General features: G+C 63.2%; 13 protein-coding genes and 1 pseudogene. 11 read left to right on the forward strand and 3 right to left on the reverse strand.

The window, feature by feature from the left end; translation table 11 throughout:
- Positions 1–66: 66 nt before the first annotated feature.
- From lptE to F4827_RS13140, 4 genes are all read left to right on the forward strand, one after another.
- Entirely contained in the window at positions 67–618 is a 552-nt protein-coding gene (gene lptE / locus F4827_RS13125) for an LPS assembly lipoprotein LptE (RefSeq protein ID WP_183724386.1), read from the forward strand.
- 39 nt (positions 619–657) lie between these two features.
- Positions 658–1,869: a DNA polymerase III subunit delta gene (gene holA / locus F4827_RS13130; RefSeq protein WP_183724387.1), complete on the forward strand. Its 1,212-nt coding sequence runs from the start codon at positions 658–660 to the stop codon at positions 1,867–1,869.
- Positions 1,870–2,063: 194 nt separating this feature from the next.
- Complete coding sequence (locus F4827_RS13135; protein ID WP_183724388.1) at positions 2,064–3,335, forward strand: glutamate-5-semialdehyde dehydrogenase; 1,272 nt, start codon at positions 2,064–2,066, stop codon at positions 3,333–3,335.
- A gap of 68 nt (positions 3,336–3,403) precedes the next feature.
- Entirely contained in the window at positions 3,404–3,826 is a 423-nt protein-coding gene (locus tag F4827_RS13140) for a CopD family protein (RefSeq protein ID WP_183724389.1), read from the forward strand.
- A 44-nt stretch (positions 3,827–3,870) separates the two neighbouring features.
- Here F4827_RS13140 and F4827_RS13145 read toward each other — a convergent pair whose 3' ends face one another.
- Entirely contained in the window at positions 3,871–4,323 is a 453-nt protein-coding gene (locus tag F4827_RS13145; protein WP_183724390.1) for a nuclear transport factor 2 family protein, read from the reverse strand.
- A gap of 745 nt (positions 4,324–5,068) precedes the next feature.
- Between F4827_RS13145 and F4827_RS35955 the strand changes: the two are divergent.
- A pseudogene (locus tag F4827_RS35955) lies at positions 5,069–5,197 on the forward strand (ESPR domain-containing protein); the annotation flags it as partial.
- 225 nt (positions 5,198–5,422) lie between these two features.
- Complete coding sequence (locus F4827_RS13150) at positions 5,423–12,580, forward strand: YadA-like family protein (RefSeq protein ID WP_260184544.1); 7,158 nt, start codon at positions 5,423–5,425, stop codon at positions 12,578–12,580.
- A 148-nt stretch (positions 12,581–12,728) separates the two neighbouring features.
- Here F4827_RS13150 and F4827_RS13155 read toward each other — a convergent pair whose 3' ends face one another.
- A complete protein-coding gene (locus F4827_RS13155; RefSeq protein ID WP_183724392.1) occupies positions 12,729–13,586 on the reverse strand; it encodes a MurR/RpiR family transcriptional regulator in 858 nt (285 codons plus the stop codon).
- Positions 13,587–13,862: 276 nt separating this feature from the next.
- On the opposite strand from F4827_RS13155, the gene edd reads away from it, so the two are divergent.
- The 4 genes from edd to F4827_RS13175 all read left to right on the forward strand — a co-directional run bounded on the left by edd (position 13,863) and on the right by F4827_RS13175 (position 18,623).
- Positions 13,863–15,755: a phosphogluconate dehydratase gene (gene edd, locus F4827_RS13160; RefSeq protein WP_183724393.1), complete on the forward strand. Its 1,893-nt coding sequence runs from the start codon at positions 13,863–13,865 to the stop codon at positions 15,753–15,755.
- Between the two features lie 39 nt (positions 15,756–15,794).
- Positions 15,795–16,436 (forward strand): bifunctional 4-hydroxy-2-oxoglutarate aldolase/2-dehydro-3-deoxy-phosphogluconate aldolase, encoded by a 642-nt coding sequence (eda, locus tag F4827_RS13165; protein WP_183724394.1) that lies wholly within the window; start codon positions 15,795–15,797, stop codon positions 16,434–16,436.
- 267 nt (positions 16,437–16,703) lie between these two features.
- Positions 16,704–18,065 carry a GntP family permease gene (locus F4827_RS13170; RefSeq protein ID WP_183724395.1) on the forward strand — a complete coding sequence of 454 codons (1,362 nt, stop codon included), beginning with the start codon at positions 16,704–16,706 and terminating at the stop codon, positions 18,063–18,065.
- 54 nt (positions 18,066–18,119) lie between these two features.
- Complete coding sequence (locus tag F4827_RS13175) at positions 18,120–18,623, forward strand: gluconokinase (protein ID WP_183724396.1); 504 nt, start codon at positions 18,120–18,122, stop codon at positions 18,621–18,623.
- 95 nt (positions 18,624–18,718) lie between these two features.
- Here the strand turns inward: F4827_RS13175 and purB are convergent, their stop codons facing one another.
- Positions 18,719–20,107, reverse strand: coding sequence for an adenylosuccinate lyase (purB, locus tag F4827_RS13180; RefSeq protein ID WP_183724397.1), 1,389 nt, complete (start codon positions 20,105–20,107; stop codon positions 18,719–18,721).
- Between the two features lie 213 nt (positions 20,108–20,320).
- Between purB and F4827_RS13185 the strand changes: the two genes are divergently transcribed.
- Complete coding sequence (locus F4827_RS13185) at positions 20,321–22,132, forward strand: tetratricopeptide repeat protein (protein ID WP_183724398.1); 1,812 nt, start codon at positions 20,321–20,323, stop codon at positions 22,130–22,132.
- Positions 22,133–22,182 lie beyond the last annotated feature (50 nt).

Consider the following 22,182-nt stretch of genomic DNA (forward strand, 5'->3'; position numbering starts at 1 on the left):
CGCGTCGCGGTCCCTGGGGCCGCACCGCGCCGCCGTTCCGAATCTGTCGCGAACCAGGGAGTCCATGTGATTCGCAGATCGTTCCTGTTACTGGCCAGCAGCGCGTTGATGCTTTCGGCGTGCGGCTTCCAGCTGCGTGGGCAGCAGAACTACGCATTCAAGCGGCTTGCGATTGTCGGCGGCGCGGAGCCCGTGAAAGCGCGTCTCACGCGCATGATCGAAGGCGGCAGCGATTCGGTGGTGGTGGAATCCACCGCGAACGCCGATGCCGTGCTGCGTCTGTCCGAGTCGCAAAGCTTCAGCACGCTCACGCTGAGCTCGCTGGGTGAAGTCGAGGAATACCAGGTCAATTATTCGCTGAACTACACGCTGTCGGCGGTGGACGGCTCGCCGCTGATACAGCCGAGCACGATCGCGCTGAACCGCGCGATGACGTACAGCGACCAGTACTCCACGGCGAAGGTGAGCGAAGCCAACCTGTTGTTCGCGGATATGCAGAACGACGCGGTGGACCAGCTCACACGCCGCCTCGCCATTCTCAAGACGCTGCATCCGAACGCAGAGCAGGTGGTGCCGGGCGTCGCGCCGCGCGCACCGCTGCCGCCGCCGCCGCTTTGATGCGCCGTCTCTTCTGTAGCGCTATCTGGACAGCACGCCATGCAACTGCGACTGGACGCACTTGAGCCGCACCTCGCCAGAGCAATGGGCAGCCTGTACGTCGTCTATGGCGACGAACATCTGCTCGCCCAGGAAGCGTGCGACCGCATTCGTGCAAGCGCGCGTGCAGCTGGCTTCACGGATCGCTCCGTATTCACGGTCGAGCGCGGTTTCGACTGGAGCGCGCTGCTGGGTGCGAGCCAGTCGATGTCGCTGTTCGGCGACCGCCAACTGGTCGAGTTGCGCATTCCGTCCGGCAAGCCTGGCAAGGAAGGCGCTGACGCGTTGAAGACGCTGGCGGCATCGTCGAAAGCTGGCGCGAACCCCGACGTGCTTACGCTCGTCACGCTGCCGCGCCTCGATGCGGCCACGCAAAAATCCGCGTGGTTCACGGCGCTGGCGGATAGCGGCGTGGCGATCAAGATCGATCCGGTCGAGCGCGCCGCGCTGCAAAACTGGATTGGCCAGCGTCTTTCGCAACAGGGCCAGCGCGTCGCGCCCGGTGAAGACGGACGGCGCGCGCTGCAGTTCGTCGCGGAGCGCGTGGAGGGCAATCTGCTCGCCGCGCACCAGGAAATCCAGAAGCTCGGCCTGCTGTATCCGCAAGGCGTGCTGAGCTTCGAGCAGATTCACGATGCGGTGCTCAACGTGGCGCGCTACGACGTGTTCAAGCTCAACGAAGCCATGCTGACCGGCGATGTGGGCCGCCTCGCGCGCATGCTCGACGGGCTGGAGGGCGAGGGCGAAGCAGCCGTGCTGGTGCTGTGGGCCGTCGTCGAGGAAGTCCGCACGCTGTTGCGCATCAAGCGTGGCGTGGCGGCGGGCAAGCCGCTGGCCACGCTGCTGCGCGAGAACCGGGTCTGGGGCCCGCGCGAGCGGTTGATCGGGCCGGCGCTGTCGCGTCTGAGCGAAGCGACGCTGGAGCGTGGGCTGGCGCTGGCGGCACGTCTCGATCGACAGGTCAAGGGCCTGTCGGGCCAGGCACGCGGCGATTGGCGCAACGCGCTGCCGCCCGACGCCTGGGACGGTCTTTTCGAACTCGCGATGACGGTGGCCGCGCCGCGCGACGCAGGTGTGGCGGCGGGTGCGGCGGCTCGTCCCGCTGCTCGTTCTGCTGCGGGTGCGCCGGCAACGAACCCAGCCGCGGCGGCTGCTGCCGCAGCGGCGGCGGCTCGACCGCGCACCGCAGGGCCGGGACGCAGGCCATGCTAGTTTCAGGCTCGCCCGGCAGACTTCCCGACTCCTGCTTCCGTTCAGGCGCGCGCGACGAAGTGCGGCGCTGCGCCAGGCCGCGCCCAGCAAAGCCCGGCCGCTGGCTTTAGAATCGATATAACTTGAACCGCATCGCCCAGCCAGGCCGATCACGCTCTGTGCCGGGTACGCCGCATCGCATCACGACAGACACCATGGATATCGACCAGTACATGACCGACCTCGGCCAGCGCGCCCGCAAGGCTTCGCGCGCGATGGCCCGGGCCTCGACGGCCGCGAAGAACGCCGCGCTCGAAGCGGTGGCGCAGGCCATCGAACGCGAAACGCAGCAGCTCAAGGCGGCGAATGCCCGCGACCTCTCGCGCGCGAAAGAGAAGGGCCACGACGCGGCCTTCATCGATCGCCTGACGCTTTCGGACAAGGCGCTCAGGACCATGGTCGAAGGCCTGCGCCAGGTTGCAGGGCTGGCCGATCCGATCGGCGAAATCAGCAACATGAAGTTCCGCCCGAGCGGTATCCAGGTGGGCCAGATGCGCGTGCCGCTTGGCGTGATCGGCATCATTTACGAATCGCGCCCGAACGTGACCATCGACGCGGCGGCGCTGTGCCTGAAGTCGGGCAACGCAACGATCCTGCGCGGCGGCTCCGAAGCGCTCGAATGCAACACGGCGCTGGCGAAACTGATCGGCGAAGGGCTGGCGGCTGCGGGGCTGCCGCAGGACGCGGTGCAGGTGGTGGAAACGGCCGATCGCGCAGCGGTGGGCAAGCTCATCACCATGACCGAATACGTTGACGTGATCGTGCCGCGCGGCGGCAAGAGCCTGATCGAGCGCCTGATCGCCGAAGCGCGCGTGCCGATGATCAAGCACCTCGACGGCATCTGCCACGTCTACGTGGACGACCGCGCGGACCTGGCCAAGGCGCTGACCGTCTGTGACAACGCCAAGACGCACCGCTACGGCACCTGCAACACGATGGAAACGCTGCTGGTCGCGCGCGGCATTGCGCACGACGTGCTGCCGCCGCTGGGCCGTTTGTATCGCGATAAAGATGTGGAACTGCGCGTGGACGCCGCTGCGCGTTCGATTCTCGCGGATTCGGGCGTTGGCCCGCTCGTGGACGCGACCGAAGAAGACTGGCGCACCGAATACCTCGCGCCGGTGCTGGCGATCAAGCTCGTGGACAACCTCGATCAGGCAGTCGAGCACATCAACCACTATGGCTCGCATCACACCGATGCCATCGTCACCGAAGACCACGACCGTGCGATGCGCTTCCTGCGCGAAGTGGATTCTGCGAGCGTGATGGTGAACGCCTCGACGCGTTTCGCCGATGGCTTCGAATTTGGTCTTGGCGCGGAAATCGGCATCTCGAACGACAAGCTGCATGCGCGCGGCCCGGTCGGCCTCGAAGGACTGACCTCGCTCAAATATGTCGTGCTCGGCCACGGCGAAGGCCGACAGTAAATCCCGCGTGGGGCGCGCTGCGTTTTACCGCGCGGCGCCGCCTTGCTCAACGATCGAAGAAGAAAAATATGTCGATGCTCTGGGTCAAGACGTTTCACATCGTACTGATCGCTTCGTGGTTCGCGGGCCTGTTTTATCTGCCGCGTATCTTCGTCAATCTCGCGATGGAAACGGAACCCGCGGCAACCCGGCGCCTGCTCCTCATGGCGCGCAAGCTCTACCGCTTCATGACGATAATCGCCGTGCCCGCGCTGCTGTGCGGTCTGTGGCTGTGGCTCGTGGTGGGCATCGGGAGCGGCCAGGGATGGATTCACGCCAAGGTGGGCGTGGTGGTGCTGCTCATCATCTATCACGCGTACTGCGGCCGTATCCTCAAAACCTTCGAGCGCGGCGAGAACCGCCGCTCCGACAAGTGGTATCGCATGTTCAACGAATTGCCCGTGCTGGGCATGCTGGCGGCTGTGGCGCTGGTCGTCATCAAGCCGTTCTAGTCGGTCTGACGGCCTTTCTCGCATTTTTCCCCTGACGGGCAGCCTTAGATGCTGCCCGTTTCCTTTCTGCGCATGCGCGACGCCGCCACGCGCCAGCCGTCCTCGCGCTTCACGAACACGTCGGTGAAGCGATATTCGATTGCCTTGTAGCCCAACGCCGGCGTGTAACGGTTGATGCCGGTGGCCACCGCGACGTTATCGAGCACCTGCACGCGCACGTCTTCCAGCACCTGAGACCCGCCGGTGGGCATGGCCGTCGCCGCGAGCATTTCACGTTTGTCGCGGCGAATCTCGCCGGGAAAGACTTCGAAAAACTTATCGTCGAGCAGGTCGTTGAGCATCGACCGGTCGCCGGCGGATGCAGCCTGCGTCCATTGGTGTTCGAGCAATTGCACCTGGAGCGTGTCCGAAATCGGTGAGACGCCCGCCGGGGCGGGATTCGCAGCGGCAGTGATCGTAAGCGCGCCGGTGGCAAGCAGAATGAGTGTGTGTTTCATGGCGTTTCCCTGGATGAGGCGGTGCGCTGCCGGGGTGGCAGCCGCTGCGGTTCGTGATGGGAAACGGCCCGCGCACAGTGCGTACGAAGCCTGCTGTGATCTGCTGAGGTGGAAGCCTTGAGTCAGTGTTTCCCGATAGCTGAAGTGTATTTATCTGACATTGCGTAGGAAATAGGACAAGTCTCAAAACCGCGGCGAGGTCAGGGCGCGGGTTTTGGATGTGATTGGCTTATGCGATTTATTTATTATTCAATTTTGTTGCTTTGCGATTTTATTGGTAATTTCGTTTTTATTTTGATTATTTTTTTGGTGTTTTATTGTTAATTAATTGTTATTTGAGGTGTGCTTAATTTTTGTTGAATTTGTTGATTTCTGTGAAAAAATTCTTGGTTTTTAGTTCCGTGAATAGGACAAATCGCCTTGTGAAGCGGCGCCGAGGCTAATGTGGTGTTGTTTATATTCTTGTAAAGGTTTTGATTGGGAGTTTTCTTATGTCTTGGGGATTTGCTTATCAATAGAGTGACGGACGGCGTTGAAATTGGGCTGATTGATTCCGTAGGTCGTTATCTGAAGCGATTGTCGGATTTATCTCCTGATGTAGTCGTAAATCATGGAACTGGGTTCGCCATTGATTTACCGGTCAGAAGACTTTCAGCCGGATTGATTCACGAATCTGGTCGTCATGCGTGCGCACGCGTACGCAGGCACGAGCCGGGAATTCCGTCTCTCATCAAGGTAAGCAAGAATGAACAAGACATACAGATCAGTCTGGAACGAGGCCACGGGGACATGGGTGGCAGTGCAGGAAAATGCGAGAGCAAATGGTAAAAGCGGCTCTTCCTGCGAACTAGCTACAAGCAGCATAAAGCTCGGGGTCGGTATTGCTGTGGCCATGATGTCGGGCGGAGCATTTGCGGGTGAACTGTGCCTCGGGTCGAACAACGGTAGCCACACTTTTGTGGGCCCCACGTCCACGGCGGTGTATAGCGGCAACTGCAATGCAATATCCACGGGCGACGTGCCTGCAAGTCACGATTTTGCATCGCTTCAGGCTAGCCATGTCGTAGTCTATGCGGATGGAACGACGCAGCAGGTCGTGATGCGCGCCGGTACGAGTGGTCAGACTGTTACCTTCAATTCGAACGGTGTTTTCTACGGCCTTGGGCTCGGACGCGTTAACGCAGGAAGTACCGATTCAATCAATGGTTCGCAGCTTTACGGCGCGGTCTCGAGCGTTGCCAAGGACCTGGGTGGCGGCGTGTACGTCAATTCGAACGGTACAGTGACCGCACCGGCATATGTACTTTCGGGCAAAACATACAACAACGTCGGCGATGCGCTTGGAGCGTTGAGCACCGCGAGCACCGGTACCGATCCGTTGGCCGTGCACTATGACAGCTCGGCGATGACGAAGGTGACGCTGGGTGGTTCGGGTGTGAGCAAGACCGTGAGCTTGACGAACGTTGGCGCTGGGAGCCTGGGCTCATCAAGCACCGACGCCGTGAACGGTGGCCAGTTGTACAACCTTGCCAGCTCGACGGCCAATTCGTTCGGCGGCGGTTCGACGGTGAACGCCAATGGCTCCATTTCAAATCCGACCTACGCGCTGAGCGGCGGTACGTATAACAACGTCGGCAGCGCGATTACCAATCTGGATGGCCGTCTTGCGGATGCCGTGATGTACGACTCGTCGTCGCACAATTCGGTGACGCTGGGCGGCGCCGGCGGCACGAAGATCACCAATCTCACTCCGGGCAACGTTGCGGCGGGAAGCACCGACGCGGTTAACGGCGGGCAGCTGTACGCTCTCGAAACTGGCGGCACCACGTATTTCCACGCGAATTCTTCACTGGTTGACTCGGCCGCGACGGGCAATAACAGCGTGGCTGTCGGTCCGGAAGCAGCGGCATCGGGCACTAACGCCATGGCCATGGGCCCGGGTGCGAATGCGACCGGGGATTATTCCGCCGCTGTCGGAAACGCTGCGGTGACGACTGGCCTTGGCGATATGGCGATGGGCGCGTCGGCCACGGCGAGCGGCGCAGGCACCTTTGCGACCGCGATGGGTTCATGGGCGCAGGCAACAGGAACTGGCGCGACAGCTTTGGGCGGTTATGCGAGCGCAACGGCTCCCGGTTCGACTGCCCTTGGCTACAACGCAAAAGCGACGACGGACAACTCGGTTGCGTTGGGCAACAACTCCACAACCGCAACGGCGGTGCCGACCACGGGCGCCACGATTCGCGGCAAATCGTACACCTTTGCCGGTGCATCGCCGGTTGGTGTCGTGAGCGTCGGCGCGCCGGGTAGCGAGCGCCAGCTTACGAACGTCGCAGCAGGCCAGCTCAATGCCGCGAGTACGGATGCAGTGAACGGCTCGCAGCTTTTTGCGACGAATCAGGCGATCGAGAGCATTTCGGGCGTAACGGCTAATGCCGTAACCTACGATGATGCAAACAAAGCCAAGATCGCCTTGGCTGGGGCAGAAGGCACGACGATTACCAATCTGGCGCCGGGCGCAGTCGACGCCAGCAGCAGCGACGCGGTTACCGGCGCGCAACTGTACGGCGTGAGTGACTCGGTCACGACTGTCAACAACGATCTCACCAAGATTCACAATACGTTGACAACGGCTGGCTGGGGCGCGCAGGCCACGTCGGCGGATCCGGCCGGCTATGCGTACGGCGGTTTTCAGATGGATGCGAACGGCAAGGTGAGCAACCCTGCTGTCCTTTACGTACCGAACACGATCGGAACAGCTAACGCGCAGATCGTGCTCGATCCGGGCCAGGGCAATAGCGCCTATTTTGCGAATGGCGACCGTGCGGCGGGCTACTTACCTAAAGGCACCGTCATCAGCAATGTAGCAAACGGTATCCAGGACACGGACGCTGCGAACGTTGGCCAGGTGGCGGACATGATTGCGCAACAGGCAGGCGGTGGCGGTGGTGGCGGCGATCAGGCTCCGACGCCCAAGTTTCTCCGGGCCACCAGGCTGCTAGGCGCATCGTCGGGTTCCGGAGTCGATCTTTCGACAGCAGACGGTTTGCCGTATAAAACGGCTGCATATTATTCTCAAGTGCGTGGGACCGGCAACGCGGTCGGTTCGACCTCGCCGTCCGATGTTGCTCGCGCGACCGCAGCGGGCAGTATTGCAATTGGTTCGAACACAGAAGCGGACGGCGGAGGTAGCACTGCAGTGGGTATCCAGTCGCTCGCAACTGCGAACGACTCGGTTGCACTCGGCTCAGGCTCGGTAGCAAACGTTACGAACACCGTCTCGGTGGGTAGCGACGGAACAGCCACGCGCGCTGTGGTCAATCCCGACGGCAGCACCAGCTTTGTGCAGAGTCAGGTCAACACGCGGCGTGTCGTGAATATGGCTGCAGGCCAGAACGATACCGATGCGGTAAACGTGTCGCAGCTTAAGGGCGTAACGAAGGCCTTGGGCGGTCGTGCGACCGTGAACGCCGATGGTTCGGTTGCAGCTCCGACCTACAACGTCGCAGGCGGTACGTATTCGGACGTCGGTTCCGCGCTGGGTGCGATGGATGCTACAACGTCTGTGGGATTGGCAAATGCCGTTTCATACGACTCCTCTGCACACGATAAGGTGACGCTCGGCGGCACGGACGCAAGCACGCAGGTGAAGCTGACAAATGTTGCGAAGGGCGACATCAGCAACGCATCGAGTACCGACGCGGTGAACGGCGGCCAGCTGTTCGCGACGAACCAGAACGTGTCTAACCTCGCTGGTTCGGTGTCGAATATCTCTGGCGATGTGACGAACCTGTACGGTGAGCTCGCTGACACGCTGAAGTACGACACCTCGGCACACGACAAGGTGACGCTCGGCGGCACGGATGCAAAAACGCAGGTGAAGCTGACGAACGTTGCGGCAGGCGACATCAGCAACGCATCGAGCACGGACGCGGTGAATGGCGGCCAGTTGTTCGCGACGAACCAGAACGTGTCGAAACTCGCGGGCGACGTGACTAATCTCTACGGTCAAGTTGCCGACGCGGTGCTTTACGACGCCTCTACTCACGACTCTGTAACGTTTGGCGGGGCAGGCTCGACAACGCCAGTGGCGCTGCACAACGTCGCTGCTGGTCTTACTGCCAACGATGCAGTGAACGTGAGCCAGTTGACCTCCGCGGGTTTCAAGCTTGACTCATCCACTGGTGCCGTGGTGAACAAGGCGGTCACCTTCGACGAAGGGTCGATTGCATCCGGTTCGCCGACGATTACGCTTGATCCCGGCACTGGCGATAGCATCTATTATCGCAACAGCAACCGGAATGACGGGTTTCTTCCTAAGGGCACTGTCATCAGCAACGTAGCAAGCGGCATCCAGGACACGGATGCGGCTAATGTCGGCCAAGTTTGGGACATCATGAACGGGCAGGGTGACACTGCCAGCGTGCTTGCGCCGCGAATGTTGCTGAGATCTTCGCCTGCTTTGCTTGGTGCGTCAGCGGGCTCGGGGGTCGATCTTTCGACAGCGGCTGGAGCGCCTTATAAAACGGCAGCGTACTACTCCCAGGTTCGAGGCACGGGTAACGCGGTCGGGTCGACCTCGCCGACCGACGTAGCGCGCGCAGTCGGCGCTGGCAGTATCGCAGTCGGCTCGAATACAGAAGCTGATGGAGGAGGTAGCACGGCGGTTGGCGTTCAGTCGCTTGCGACTGCTAACGATTCTGTGGCGCTGGGCTCAGGCTCGGTGGCGAACGTCGCGAATACCGTGTCGGTGGGTAGCGATGGGTCGGCTACGCGTACAGTCGTCAATCCCGATAACTCGACGACGAAGGTCCAGAGCCAGGCCAATACACGCCGTGTTGTGAATATGGCTGCTGGCCAGGATGACACCGACGCGGTGAATGTGTCTCAGCTCAAGGGCATAACGAAAGCGCTGGGAGCCGGCGCCAGCGTGAACACTGCTGACGGCTCGATCATCGCACCGAGCTATGACGTGGCGGGCGGTGCGTACACGGATGTCGGCGCGGCATTGGCTGCGATTGACGCGAAGGCCGGCACCGGTGCGGACTCGCTCGCGGTGCACTACGATTCGTCTACGCAAGACAAGGTAACGCTGGGAGGCACGAAAGCAACCACGCAGTCGCTGCTGACGAACGTCAAGGCAGGCGACGTCAGCAGTGCGTCGAGCACGGACGCGGTGAATGGCGGCCAGCTGTTCGCGACGAACCAGAACGTGTCGAACCTGGCCGGTTCGGTGACGAGCATCGCAGGCGATGTGACGAAGCTGTACGGCAAGGTTGCCGATGCGGTGCTGTACGACTCGCCGTCGCATGATTCGGTGACGCTGGGCACCATCGGTACGCCGGTGGCGCTGCACAACGTGGCCAATGGCGCGGTGAACGTCACGAGCAATGACGCGGTGAACGGCTCGCAGCTCTACGGTCTGGCATCGTCGACGGCAAGCTCGCTGGGCGGCAAGACGAAGGTCAACGCTGACGGCTCGATCACTGCGCCGACGTACGATCTTTCGGGCACCACCTACACGGACGTGGGATCGGCGCTGACGGCTATCGACAATAAGGCGGGTACGGGCTCGACGGATGGGGTGAAGTACGACACCTCGGCACATGACAAGCTGACGCTGGGTGGTACGAACGCAACCACGCAGGCGCTGCTGACGAACATCAAGGCAGGCGACGTCAGCAGTGCGTCGAGCACGGACGCGGTGAATGGCGGCCAGCTGTTCGCGACGAACCAGAACGTGTCGAACGTGGCCGGTTCGGTGACGAGCATCGCAGGCGACGTGACGAAGCTGTACGGCAAGGTTGCCGATGCAGTGCTGTACGACTCGTCGTCGCATGATTCGGTAACGCTGGGCACGATCGGTACGCCGGTGGCACTGCACAACGTGGCCAATGGCGCGGTGAACGTCACGAGCAATGACGCGGTGAACGGCTCGCAGCTCTACGGTCTGGCATCGTCGACGGCAAGCGCGCTGGGCGGCAAGACGAAGGTCAACGCTGACGGCTCGATCACTGAGCCGACGTACGATCTTTCGGGCACCACCTACACGGACGTGGGATCGGCGCTGACGGCTATCGACAATAAGGCCGGTACGGGCTCGCCGGATGGGGTGAAGTACGACACCCCGGCACATGACAAGCTGACGCTGGGTGGTACGAACGCAACCACGCAGGCGCTGCTGACGAACATCAAGGCAGGCGACGTCAGCAGTGCGTCGAGCACGGACGCGGTGAATGGCGGCCAGTTGTTCGCGACGAACCAGAATGTGTCGGAGCTGGCGGGTTCGGTGACGAACATCTCGGGCGACGTCACAAAGCTGTACGGCAAGGTTGCCGATGCAGTGCTGTACGACTCGTCATCGCATGATTCGGTAACGCTGGGCACGATCGGTACGCCGGTGGCACTGCACAACGTGGCCAATGGCGCGGTGAACGTCACGAGCAATGACGCGGTGAACGGCTCGCAGCTCTACGGTCTGGCATCGTCGACGGCATCGGCACTGGGCGGCTCGACTTCCGTGAACGCGGACGGCTCAATCGGTATGCCGAGCTATGTGCTCAACAGCAAAACCTACAATAACGTGGGCAATGCGCTCAACGCGGTCATGGAAGCAGCGAAGGGTGGTGGCGCGGACTCTGTCGTGTACGACGACCCGTCGCATACCTCAGTCAAGCTCGGGGGAGCCAATGGCACCACGCCGGTTGCGCTTACCAATGTCGCGAATGGCGTAAACTCGAATGACGCCGTGAACATCGGACAGCTTCAGGCAATGGGTGCGACCGTCGACACATCCGGCAATGTGACGAACTCTTTCGTGACGTACGACGATTTGTCAAAGGAACTGATCACGCTCGGTGGCTCGGGGCACGCACCCGTGAAGCTGACCAACGTCGCGAATGGCGCAGTGAATGCGGCAAGCTCCGACGCGATCAACGGCGCGCAGTTGTACGCCGCGGGTCTGCGCACCGATACGTCGGGCAACGTGCTGAACGCGTTCGTGGCGTACGACGACACGTCGATGGGTTCGGTCACGTTCGGTGGCTCGGGTCATGCACCGGTCGTGCTGCACAACGTTGCAAATGGTGTGACCGCGAACGACGCAGTCAACGTGGCGCAGCTTGAGGCGATGGGCGCGACCTTCAACACATCGGGTAATGTGACGAATTCGTTCGTGGCATACGACGATTCGTCGAAGAGCTCGATCTCGCTGGGCGGTGCTGGCTCGACCACGCCGGTCGCGATCCACAACCTCGCAGATGGCGCGGTGGCGTTGGGCAGTCATGACGCTGTGAACGGTGGCCAGCTCTATAACGTTGCAGCGAACACGGCGAGCGCGCTCGGCGGTGGTTCGACGGTGACCCCCGACGGTTCGATCTCGGCGCCGTCGTACAACATCGGTGGCAATACCTACAACAACGTGGGTGGTGCGATTTCCAACATCGATGGCCGCGTGACGAACATCGAGCAGCACTACACGCAGATGGAAGGCGCGGTAGCCAACGCTGTCCAGTACGACTCGTCGGCGCACGACAAGATCACGCTGGGCGGTTCGGCCTCGTCGACGCCGGTCGCCTTGACCAATGTAGCGAACGGCACGCTGAGCGCTGATAGTCTTGACGCGGTGAACGGTTCGCAGCTGTATGCGACCAACGTGCAGGTCTCGAACCTCAACCAGGCAATCCAGAACATCAGCACGACCGGTTCTGAATACCTGGCGACCAACACGTCGAGCGGTGCGGCTTCGGCCACGGGTGCGAACTCGGTCGCGGTGGGCGGCGGTGCTGCGGCAACGGGCGCGAACTCCACGGCGATGGGCGACAAGGCTTCGGCCACGGGTGCAAACTCGGTTGCGCTGGGTGCAAACTCGGTCGCGGACGAAGACAACACCGTGTCTGTTGGCTCGCAAGGCAACGAGCGTCGCGTCACCAACGTGGCGAACGGTGTCAACGCAACCGATGCTGTGAACATGGGCCAGTTCCAGAGCGGCTTGAACGCGCTCCAGGGCAGCGTGAATTCGGTGGCGCGCAACGCTTACGGCGGTATTGCGGCGGCAACCGCGTTGACGATGATTCCTGACGTCGATCAGGGCAAGAACATCGCTGTTGGCGTCGGTACGGCCAACTTCCAGGGCTACCAGGCTGTGGCGCTCGGCGCATCGGCTCGCATCACCCAGAACATCAAGGTGAAGGTGGGCGGTGGTTACGCGTCGGGTGGCGGTGCGACGGTCGGCGGCGGTATGTCGTACCAGTGGTAAGCGCCTGATGGCAAACCGGTAGCGGCGCAGTAAGCCGCTTCCGGTGAGTCATGCTCCACATCGTTCCTCGGTCGAATCGTTAAGGCCGAAACGCAAGGCGGACTTCTTCGGAAGTCCGCTTTTTTATTGGACGGCTCGTACCGCGATTTCAGCCATTGGGATCGAGCCGGCGCTTCGCAATGATGTCCTTGGCGTCGGCGAGCTTTTCGGCCAGTTCAGGGCCGCGCTGCAGCGCCACGCCCACCGCCAGGATGTCGCCGATCGCAAGATGCGAGGTGCGCGAGGTCATCGGCGAGAAGACATCGGTGTCTTCGTCGACGTTGGCATGCAAGCCCACGCTCGCGAGTCGCGCAAGCGGCGACGTGCCGTGCGTGATCGCGATGACTTTTGCTCCGCGTTCGAGCGCCGTGCGAGCGGCATCGACGACGTCCCGCGTGCGCCCGGTGTTCGAGATCGCCACGACCACATCGCCGGGGCCAAGCAGGGCTGCGGACATCAGGAAAGTGTGCGGGTCCGAGTAGGCCACGCTCGGCATGCCCAGGCGAAAGAACTTGTGCTGCATGTCCTGAGCGGCGATACCCGAACCGCCCGCGCCGTAGAACTCGATGCGCGCAGCATTGGCGAGTAGCGTTATGGCCGCGCCCAGCGCATCCGTGGAGAGATTGTTGCGCACCTGCACGAGTGCGCCGATGGTGCGGTCCAGCACCTTGGCCGCGACGCCCGGCACGGGTTCGTCGGGCCTGACGTCACGGTAGACGGCGGGCAACTCGGTCGGCAGATCGCCGGCCACCGCCTGCGCCAGCCGGATCTTGAACTCGCGGAACCCCGAGAACCCGAGCGCGTGACAGAAACGCGCAATCGTCGGCTGGCTCACGCCGGCGCGCTGGGCGACTTCGGTCATCGAAAGGTCGAGCAGTTCGCGCGGCGCTTCGACAATGTAATCGGCGAGCTTGCGCTCGGAGGGGCGCAATTGTTCGCGTATGGCTTTCACCTGGGACAGCAGCATCAGGAAACTCGCACTATGCTGAAAGATCCGTGGACTATGGCGGATCGTTGGTCATGTACAAAAACTACAGGAATGGATTGCGCAAGACAAGTGGGGATTGCCTTCAATCAAGTTTGTAAAGGGTTATAGGGCGTTTTTCAGCGTTTACAGCAATGCTCACCAGGGCAAAACCGGGATTGCGAGCGTGTAGTTTTTCTACTAACATCGCGCCATCGCTGCCTGGACCGCGTGATGCGTCCCCGAGCGTCCCCGCGAGATAAAAAGGAAGGAGATTCGATGGTTTCCCCGCATTCTCAATTGATGAAGGTCACGCGGCGCGTGATCGAGCGCAGCAAGCCCACGCGTGAGGCCTATCTCGCGCGCATCGTGGCGGCGCAGGACCGTTTCCCGGCGCGCGGCGCGCTCTCGTGTGCGAACCTCGCTCACGGCTTTGCCGGTCTTGAAGGGCGCGACAAGATCGCCATCAAGTCGATCAAAGAACCGAACATCGGCATCGTCTCGTCGTATAACGAGATGCTCTCCGCGCACGCTCCCTACAAAGACTTCCCCGAGATCATCAAGAAGGCGGCCCGCGAAGGCGGCGGCGTCGCGCAGTTCGCGGGCGGCGTCCCGGCGATGTGCGACGGCGTCACGCAGGGCAATGCGGGCATGGAACTGTCGCTGTTCTCGCGCGAGGTAATCGCGATGAGCACGGCCGTTGCGCTCACGCACAATATGTTCGACGCGGCGCTGTGTCTGGGCGTGTGCGACAAGATCGTGCCGGGTCTTCTGATCGGTGCGCTGCAGTTCGGCCATCTGCCGACCATCTTCGTGCCGGCCGGTCCGATGACCACCGGCATCTCGAACGACGACAAGGCCAAGGTGCGCCAGCAGTTCGCGACCGGCCAGTGCGGACGCGAGGCGCTGCTCGAATCCGAAGCCGCCGCGTACCACGGCCACGGCACCTGCACGTTCTACGGCACGGCCAACAGCAATCAGATGTTGATGGAAGTCATGGGCCTGCATCTGCCGGGTTCTGCTTTCATCCATCCGCATACGCCGTTGCGCGACGAACTCACCGCCGCCGCTGCGCGCCGCGTGCTGGAGCTGACCGTCGAGCGCGGCAATTACACGCCGATCGGCCATGTGATCGACGAGAAGGCCATCATTAATGGCATCGTCGCGCTGATGGCGACGGGCGGCTCGACCAATCACACGCTGCATCTCGTGGCGATGGCCCGCGCGGCCGGCATCCTGATCGACTGGAACGACTTCGACGAACTCTCGGCGTCGGTGCCGCTGCTCGCGCGCGTCTATCCGAACGGCAAGGCCGACGTGAATCACTTTCACGCGGCCGGCGGCATCGCTTTCCTCGTGCGCGAACTGCTCGACGGCGGCCTGCTGCACGAAGACGTCAAGACGGTGGCGGGTGAAGGTCTGCGTCACTACACGCAGGAACCGAAACTGCTCGACGGCAAGCTCACGTGGGTGCCGGCGGTGGAAAAGAGCGCCGATCCGGCCGTGCTGCGTCCGCTGCCCGAGCCGTTCCAGCCGGATGGTGGCCTGCGTCTGATGCAGGGGCGTCTGGGCCGTGGCGTCATCAAGATTTCGGCGGTTGCGCCCAATCACCGTACCGTGCGCGCACCGGCGATCGTGTTCGATTCGCAGGAAGCCGTGCAGGAAGCCTTCGATCGCGGCGAACTCGAACGCGACTTCGTGGCCGTCGTGCGCTTCCAGGGCGCGCGCGCCAACGGCATGCCGGAACTGCATCGCCTCACGCCGCTGCTCGGGGTCTTGCAGGACAAGGGCTTCCATGTGGCGCTCGTGACGGACGGGCGCATGTCGGGTGCGTCGGGCAAGGTGCCTGCCGTGATCCACGTTTCGCCGGAAACGCTGCTGCACGGCCCGATCGGCAAGGTGCGCGATGGCGATACGATCGTGATCGATGCGGTGGCCGGTGTGCTCGACGTCGAAATCGACGACGCCGAGTGGGACGCTCGCCCGGTCGCGTTGCCCGCGCATCAGGAAAGCAACGAAGTGGGCTTTGGCCGCGAGCTGTTCGGCGTGTTCCGCGCCGCCGCGGCGCCTGCGGAGCTGGGCGCGACAGTATTCGGCCCGCTGGTCGGCGAGTCGCCTGCACATGCGGCCTCGATCCCGGCTGCGGCCCACGCGACGCAAGCGGCTAACTGAGTAAGCCGCGAACTGAATTCATCATCAAGGAGCCTGAACATGGCAACAAACACGGTAGCCGACATCGTCCGTCTCGGTCCGGTGATTCCGGTGCTGGCATTCGACACGCCCGAGCAGGGCGAGCACGTCTCGCGCGCGCTGTACGCGGGCGGCGTGAAGGTGCTGGAAATCACGCTGCGCACCAAGGCCGGTCTTGAAGCGATCGAGCGCGCCGCGCAGATCGCGCCGGATATCGCCGTGGGCGTGGGCACGATCACCAAGCCCGAGCATTGCGAGCTGGCGAAGAAGGCCGGTGCGACCTTCGGCGTTTCGCCGGGCCTCACGCGCGAAATCCATCAGGCTTCGCTCGATGCGGGTCTGCCGCTGCTGCCGGGCGTGATGACGCCGACCGATATCATCGTCGCGATGGAACTCGGCTACGAGATCGTCAAGTTCTTCCCGGCGGTGCCGGCGGGCGGCCTGAACATGCTGCAGGCGTTCCACGGTCCGTTTCCCACCCTCAAGTTCTGCCCGACCGGCGGCATCAGCGCCGAAACCGCGCCGAACTTCCTCGCGCTGCCGAACGTGGTCTGCGTGGGCGGCTCCTGGCTCACGCCGAAGGCCGCGCTCGCCAACCAGGACTGGGCCGAGGTGACGCGCCTCGCGCGCGCCGCGAGCGAGCTGTCGCGCCCGGTGAACTGATCCCGCGCACGTTCGCGCCCCCAATAGCATCGCATTCGAGCCCGCTTTCGAGCCGCTGAAGCCGGGCCGAATCACGAGCCGCGCAGGCCGCGCCCACCGGGCGTCGTGCCTGCGCGGCTCGCTCGTCTTTCGAGCAGACAGCGCCGAAAGCCGTTATAACCTCTACAATCTCGGCCCGGCGACGGCCGACCCCTTCCGCCAGGCGCGCAATCGAGCGTCGCCGCGTGGCCGCGGAGGGGAATGAACAACTACCTGGAGAGGAGCCTCATGGGAGTGGCCCACGGCAGTTTTCTGCTGATTTACGCGCTTGTCGCGATTGCATTGCTGATCTTGATGATCACGCGCTTCAAGGTTTATCCGTTTCTCGTCCTGATCATCGTTTCGATGCTGCTGGGTCTGGCCAGCGGCATGCCGATGGATCAGATCGTCAAATCATTCGAGACCGGCAACGGCAACACGCTCGGCCACATCGCGATCGTGGTGGGCCTGGGCACGATGCTCGGCAAGATGATGGCCGAATCGGGCGGGGCGGAGCGCATCGCCACCACGCTGATCCGCTGGTTCGGCGAGAAGAACATTCATTGGGCGATGATGTGCGTCGCGGTGATCGTCGGCTTGCCGGTGTTCTTCGAAGTGGGCTTCGTGCTGCTGATTCCGATCGCGTTCAACGTCGCCAAGCGCACCGGCAAGTCGCTGCTGCTGATCGGGCTGCCGATGGTCGCGGGTCTGTCGGTGGTGCACGGCCTGATTCCGCCGCACCCGGCCGCACTGCTCGCGGTGCAGGCATATCACGCCGATATCGGCCGCACGATTGCCTATGGTCTGATCGTCGGCATTCCGACGGCGATCGTGGCGGGACCGCTGTTCGCGCTGTTCATCCATCGCCACATCAAGCTGCCGGAAAACAATCCGCTGTCCGCGCAGTTCGTCAGCAAGGCCGAACCGAAACCCGACAGCGAACTGCCGAGCTTCGGCATCACGCTCTTCACGATCCTGCTGCCGGTGATCCTGATGCTGATCGGCTCGTGGGCCGATCTGGTATTCACGCCCAAGACGCTGCCTAACAGGCTGTTGCACTTTGTCGGCACCTCGGATGTCGCGCTGCTGATCGCGGTGCTGGTAAGCTTCTGGACCTTCGGTGCTGCGCGCGGCTTCAACCGCGAGCAGATCCAGAAGTTCTGCGGCGACTGTCTCGCGCCGATCGCCGGTATCACGCTGATCGTCGGTGCCGGCGGCGGTTTTGGCCGCGTGCTGATGGATAGCGGCGTGTCGAAGGAGATTGTCGATCTCGCGCAGACCGCGCATCTGTCCCCGCTGCTGCTGGGCTGGCTGGTCGCCGCGCTGATCCGTCTCGCGACGGGTTCGGCCACGGTCGCGATGACGACGGCCTGCGGCATCGTCGCACCGATCGCCACGGCGGCGGGCGTGAACGTGCAGCCGGAACTGCTGGTGCTGGCCACGGGTTCGGGCTCGCTGATCTTCTCGCACGTCAACGACGGCGGTTTCTGGCTGATCAAGGAATATTTCGGCATGACCGTGGGTCAGACGTTCAAGACCTGGTCGCTGCTGGAGACCATCATTTCGCTGCTGGGCCTCGGACTGACGTTCGCGCTTTCGGCAGTGGTGTAACGGTAATTTACGTGTGGGGTCGGAGCGCGTGCTCCGATTCATGAGGAGCAGTTGATGATTCTGATAGCAATGGGCGTGTCGGGCGCCGGCAAGACGCGTATCGGCGAAATGCTCGCCGAGCGCCTCAAGTGCACCTTTACGGACGGCGACGCTTTCCACAGCGAAGCCAACAAGCAGAAGATGCACGACGGCATCCCGCTCACCGACGACGACCGCTGGCCCTGGCTGCGCACGATCCGCGCGGCCATCGAGGAAAAGCAGCGCGCGCAGGAGACGGCCGTGTTTACCTGTTCGTCGCTCAAGCGTTCGTACCGCGACATCCTGCGCGGCGGCGACCACGACGTCTGCTTCGTCTACCTCAAGGGTTCGTTCGAAGTGCTGCACGAGCGTCTGGCGACGCGCACGGGCCACTTCTTCGATCCGTCGCTGCTGCAAAGCCAGCTCGACACGCTCGAAGAGCCTGGCACCGACGAAGCGATTATCGTGAGCATCGAGCTCACGCCCGAGCAGATCGTCGACGAGGTGTTGAAGCAGCTGGAAACGCGCCGCGCAGGTTGATTCGCGTAGCCCGATTCCTCGCGGATAAAAAAGCCCCGGTTGAAAAACCGGGGCTTTTTCGCTCTCAGCGCGCAAGGAAAGCGCGCCAGGGAAGCTTAAGCGATGCGCTTGGCCAGTTCGGCAGCCTTGCCGATGTACGAGGCCGGCGTCATGTCCATCAGCAGCTTCTTCGCGTCTTCCGGAATCGCCAGACCGGCAACGAAGGTCTGCAGCGCCTCGCGCGTGATGCCCTTGCCGCGCGTGAGTTCCTTGAGCTGTTCGTACGGGTTTTCGATGCCGTAGCGGCGCATGACCGTTTGAACCGGCTCGGCCAGCACTTCCCACGTGGCGTCGAGGTCTTCGTTCAGACGCTGCGGGTTCACTTCGAGCTTGTCGAGGCCGCGGATCAGCGCGTCATAGGCGAGCAGCGAGTAGCCGAACGCCACGCCGATGTTACGCAGCACCGTCGAGTCGGTGAGGTCACGCTGCCAGCGCGAAACCGGCAGCTTCTCGGAAAGATGGCGCAGCGTCGCGTTGGCGAGGCCCAGGTTGCCTTCCGAGTTTTCGAAGTCGATCGGGTTGACCTTGTGCGGCATGGTCGACGAACCGATTTCGCCGGCCTTCAGCTTCTGCTTAAAGTAACCGAGCGAGATGTAGCCCCACACGTCGCGGTCCAGATCCAGCAGGATGGTGTTCGCGCGCGCGACGGCGTCGAACAGCTCAGCCATGTAATCGTGCGGCTCGATCTGGATCGTGTACGGGTTGAACACCAGCTTCAGACGCTGCTCGACGACTTCCTTCGAGAACGCTTCCCAGTCGAATTCCGGATACGCCGACAGATGCGCGTTGAAGTTGCCCACCGCGCCGTTCATCTTGCCCAGCAGTTCGACCTTCTCGATGCGCGTGATCGCGCGTGCGAGACGCGCCGCGACGTTGGCGATTTCCTTGCCGAGCGTCGTGGGGCTGGCGGGCTGGCCGTGCGTGCGCGAGAGCATCGGCTGGTCGGCCTGCGCATGCGCGAGCTTCACGAGGCGCTCGTACACCGAACGCAGCGCCGGCAGGATGACGTGTTCGCGTGCGCCCGCGAGCATCAGGCCGTGCGAGGTGTTGTTGATGTCTTCCGAGGTGCAGGCGAAGTGGATGAACTCGCTTGCGCGTTCCAGTTCCGGCTGGCCCTTGACCGATTCCTTGAGCCAGTATTCGACGGCCTTTACGTCATGGTTCGTGACGCGCTCGATGTCCTTGATGCGCGCGGCGTCGTGCGCCGTGAAGTTCTCGGCGAGCTTGAGCAGGAACTGCTCCGACGCTTCCGAGAAACGCGGCACTTCCGCGAAGCCGGCTTGCGACAGCGCGATCAGCCAGTGGATTTCGACGGTCACGCGGTTGCGCATGAAGGCGGCTTCCGAGAGCCAGTCGCGCAGGGCTTCGGTTTTCGACGCGTAGCGGCCGTCGAGCGGGGAGAGCGCGTTGAGCGCGTAGAGGGTATCGGGACGAGTGTCGGACATGATGGGGACGTAACGTGTAGCGTTACGATCAGAAAGGAACCGGGGGGAGCCTGTTATTTTATCACCACGCTGACAGCGCCCGGGCGGCAATCCAGAGCGGCAAGCCCCGGTGGCGCTGGCAGGGTTTTCGGACTTATCTGACAGACTTGGGGGGGGCGCGGCGCTACCTTGAGAGCCTCGGCAGCGTTGGCTGCTTCCCGCCGGGCGTTCCGCATGAATCACGATTCCGCTTCTCTCCAGTCTGACGCTGTGTCAGATGCCGCAACGATTGTCGATGCCGGTCTCGCCGAGCATCGCGCCGGCCGCCACCTCGCGGCGCAGGCGCTCTACGAGCTGGCGCTCGCGCAAGATCCTGGCTGCGCCGCCGCGTTGCACTATCTGGGCGTGCTCGCCATGGGCCGCGACGACTGCGCCGCCGCCGCGCTCTTGATGGACCGCGCGCTCGCGCTTGCACCTTATGACGCCCACTGCCTGAGCAATCGGGGCGTGGCGGCCGCGCGCCTGAACGATCAGTCCGGCGCGGCTGCGTTCCAGCGCCAGGCCATCGAACAGATGCCCGATTTCGCCAACGCGCACAACAACCTTGGCAACGCGCTGATGGAGCTGGGCGAGACCGCCGATGCGGAGCGCCATTACCGCCGCGCGCGGGCGCTGGAGCCACAATCCGCGCAGTTCGCCTTCAATCTGGGCCGCACGCTGGAAAAGGCGGGGCGCGCAGACGACGCCATCGTGCAGTATCGCGAGGCGCAGGCGCTCGGCGCGAACGACACGCCGACGCTCATGAATCTGGGGCGGCTTTTGCGCGGCGCGAGGCGCCATGAGCAGGCGGCGGCGTGCTTTGAGCCCGTGGTCGCGCGCGAGCCGGACAACGCCAGCGCGCACTTCGAACTGGGCTATGCCTACGACGCCTTGCATCGCTACGAAGAGGCGATTCCCCTGTATCGGCGGGCCATCGCGCTCAAACCGGACGCAGCGGGCGCAGTGAACAACCTCGCTTTCGCTTTTACCGCGCTCGCACGCTACGACGAAGCGGAAGTCCATTACCGGCGCGCGCTGGAGATGAACCCGGGCTTGCCCGAGTCGCAATTCCAGCTGGGCATGCTGCTGTTGCGGCGTGGGGACTATGCGGCGGGGTGGCCGCTGTTCGAAAACCGCAAGCTCACCTCGACGGCCAAAGCCAACTACCGCGAGCTTCCCTGCGCCGAATGGCAGGGCGAACCGCTCGCGGGCAAACGCGTGTTGATCGCGCGCGAGCAGGGCGTGGGCGACCAGATCCAGTTCGTGCGTTACGCGGGGCCGATGGCGGCGATGGGCGCGCAGGTCGACGCCTGGGTCGCCCCGGAACTGGCCTCGCTCGTGGCGACCGTGCCGGGCGTTTCGCGCGTTCTCGACGCCGCGCCAGGCGACGAGACCATCGCGCGTCATTACGACTACTGGTGCGACGTGATGAGCCTGCCGCTGAAGTTTCCCGGCCAGCCGATCTACGCCGTCACGCCCTACATGCACGCCGATGCGACGCAAGCCGACGCGTGGCGCGAGCGCTTGGCGAAGCTCGCGCAGGGCGCGCGCAGGCGCATCGGGCTGGTCTGGGCGGGCAATCCGCGCCATCACTTCGACGCCTTCCGGTCCGTGCCGCTGACGACCTTGCTGCCGCTCGCGGCGCTCGACGGCAACGCCTGGTTCGCGATCCAGAAAGGTCCCGGCGCGACCCAGCTTACGGAGGTCGCGGGCCGCTGGCCGCTGCACGCAGTTGGCGACGAACTGCACGATTTCGCCGGCACGGCGGCGCTGATCGAGAACCTCGATCTGGTGATTACCGTCGATACCTCGGTTGCGCATCTCGCGGGCGCGCTCGGCAAGCCGGTCTGGGTGCTGCTGGCGGCGCAGCCGGATTGGCGCTGGGGGGCGGGGCGCGAGGATTCCGTCTGGTATCCGTCGGCGCGCGTGTTCCGGCAGACCACGCTCGGCGATTGGAGTGGCGTGGTGGCGGCGTTGCGAACGGCGCTGGCCGAATCGCCACGCTAGACGCTCTAGCCGCGCTAGCAACGCGCGCTGACAGAAATTCGCCACGGCCT

Origin of the sequence: Paraburkholderia bannensis (assembly GCF_014200455.1) — a bacterium.
Lineage (GTDB): Bacteria > Pseudomonadota > Gammaproteobacteria > Burkholderiales > Burkholderiaceae > Paraburkholderia > Paraburkholderia bannensis_A.

Excerpts from the sequence above, each read along its gene's own strand:
- holA (WP_183724387.1), top strand. The coding sequence starts at position 658 with ATGCAACTGCGACTGGACGCACTTGAGCCGCACCTCGCCAGAGCAATG.
- F4827_RS13135 (WP_183724388.1), top strand. The coding sequence starts at position 2,064 with ATGGATATCGACCAGTACATGACCGACCTCGGCCAGCGCGCCCGCAAG.
- F4827_RS13140 (WP_183724389.1), top strand. The coding sequence starts at position 3,404 with ATGTCGATGCTCTGGGTCAAGACGTTTCACATCGTACTGATCGCTTCG.
- F4827_RS13145 (WP_183724390.1), bottom strand. The coding sequence starts at position 4,323 with ATGAAACACACACTCATTCTGCTTGCCACCGGCGCGCTTACGATCACT.
- F4827_RS13150 (WP_260184544.1), top strand. The coding sequence starts at position 5,423 with ATGCGCGCCGGTACGAGTGGTCAGACTGTTACCTTCAATTCGAACGGT.
- F4827_RS13155 (WP_183724392.1), bottom strand. The coding sequence starts at position 13,586 with ATGCTGCTGTCCCAGGTGAAAGCCATACGCGAACAATTGCGCCCCTCC.
- edd (WP_183724393.1), top strand. The coding sequence starts at position 13,863 with ATGGTTTCCCCGCATTCTCAATTGATGAAGGTCACGCGGCGCGTGATC.
- eda (WP_183724394.1), top strand. The coding sequence starts at position 15,795 with ATGGCAACAAACACGGTAGCCGACATCGTCCGTCTCGGTCCGGTGATT.
- F4827_RS13170 (WP_183724395.1), top strand. The coding sequence starts at position 16,704 with ATGGGAGTGGCCCACGGCAGTTTTCTGCTGATTTACGCGCTTGTCGCG.
- F4827_RS13175 (WP_183724396.1), top strand. The coding sequence starts at position 18,120 with ATGATTCTGATAGCAATGGGCGTGTCGGGCGCCGGCAAGACGCGTATC.
- purB (WP_183724397.1), bottom strand. The coding sequence starts at position 20,107 with ATGTCCGACACTCGTCCCGATACCCTCTACGCGCTCAACGCGCTCTCC.
- F4827_RS13185 (WP_183724398.1), top strand. The coding sequence starts at position 20,321 with ATGAATCACGATTCCGCTTCTCTCCAGTCTGACGCTGTGTCAGATGCC.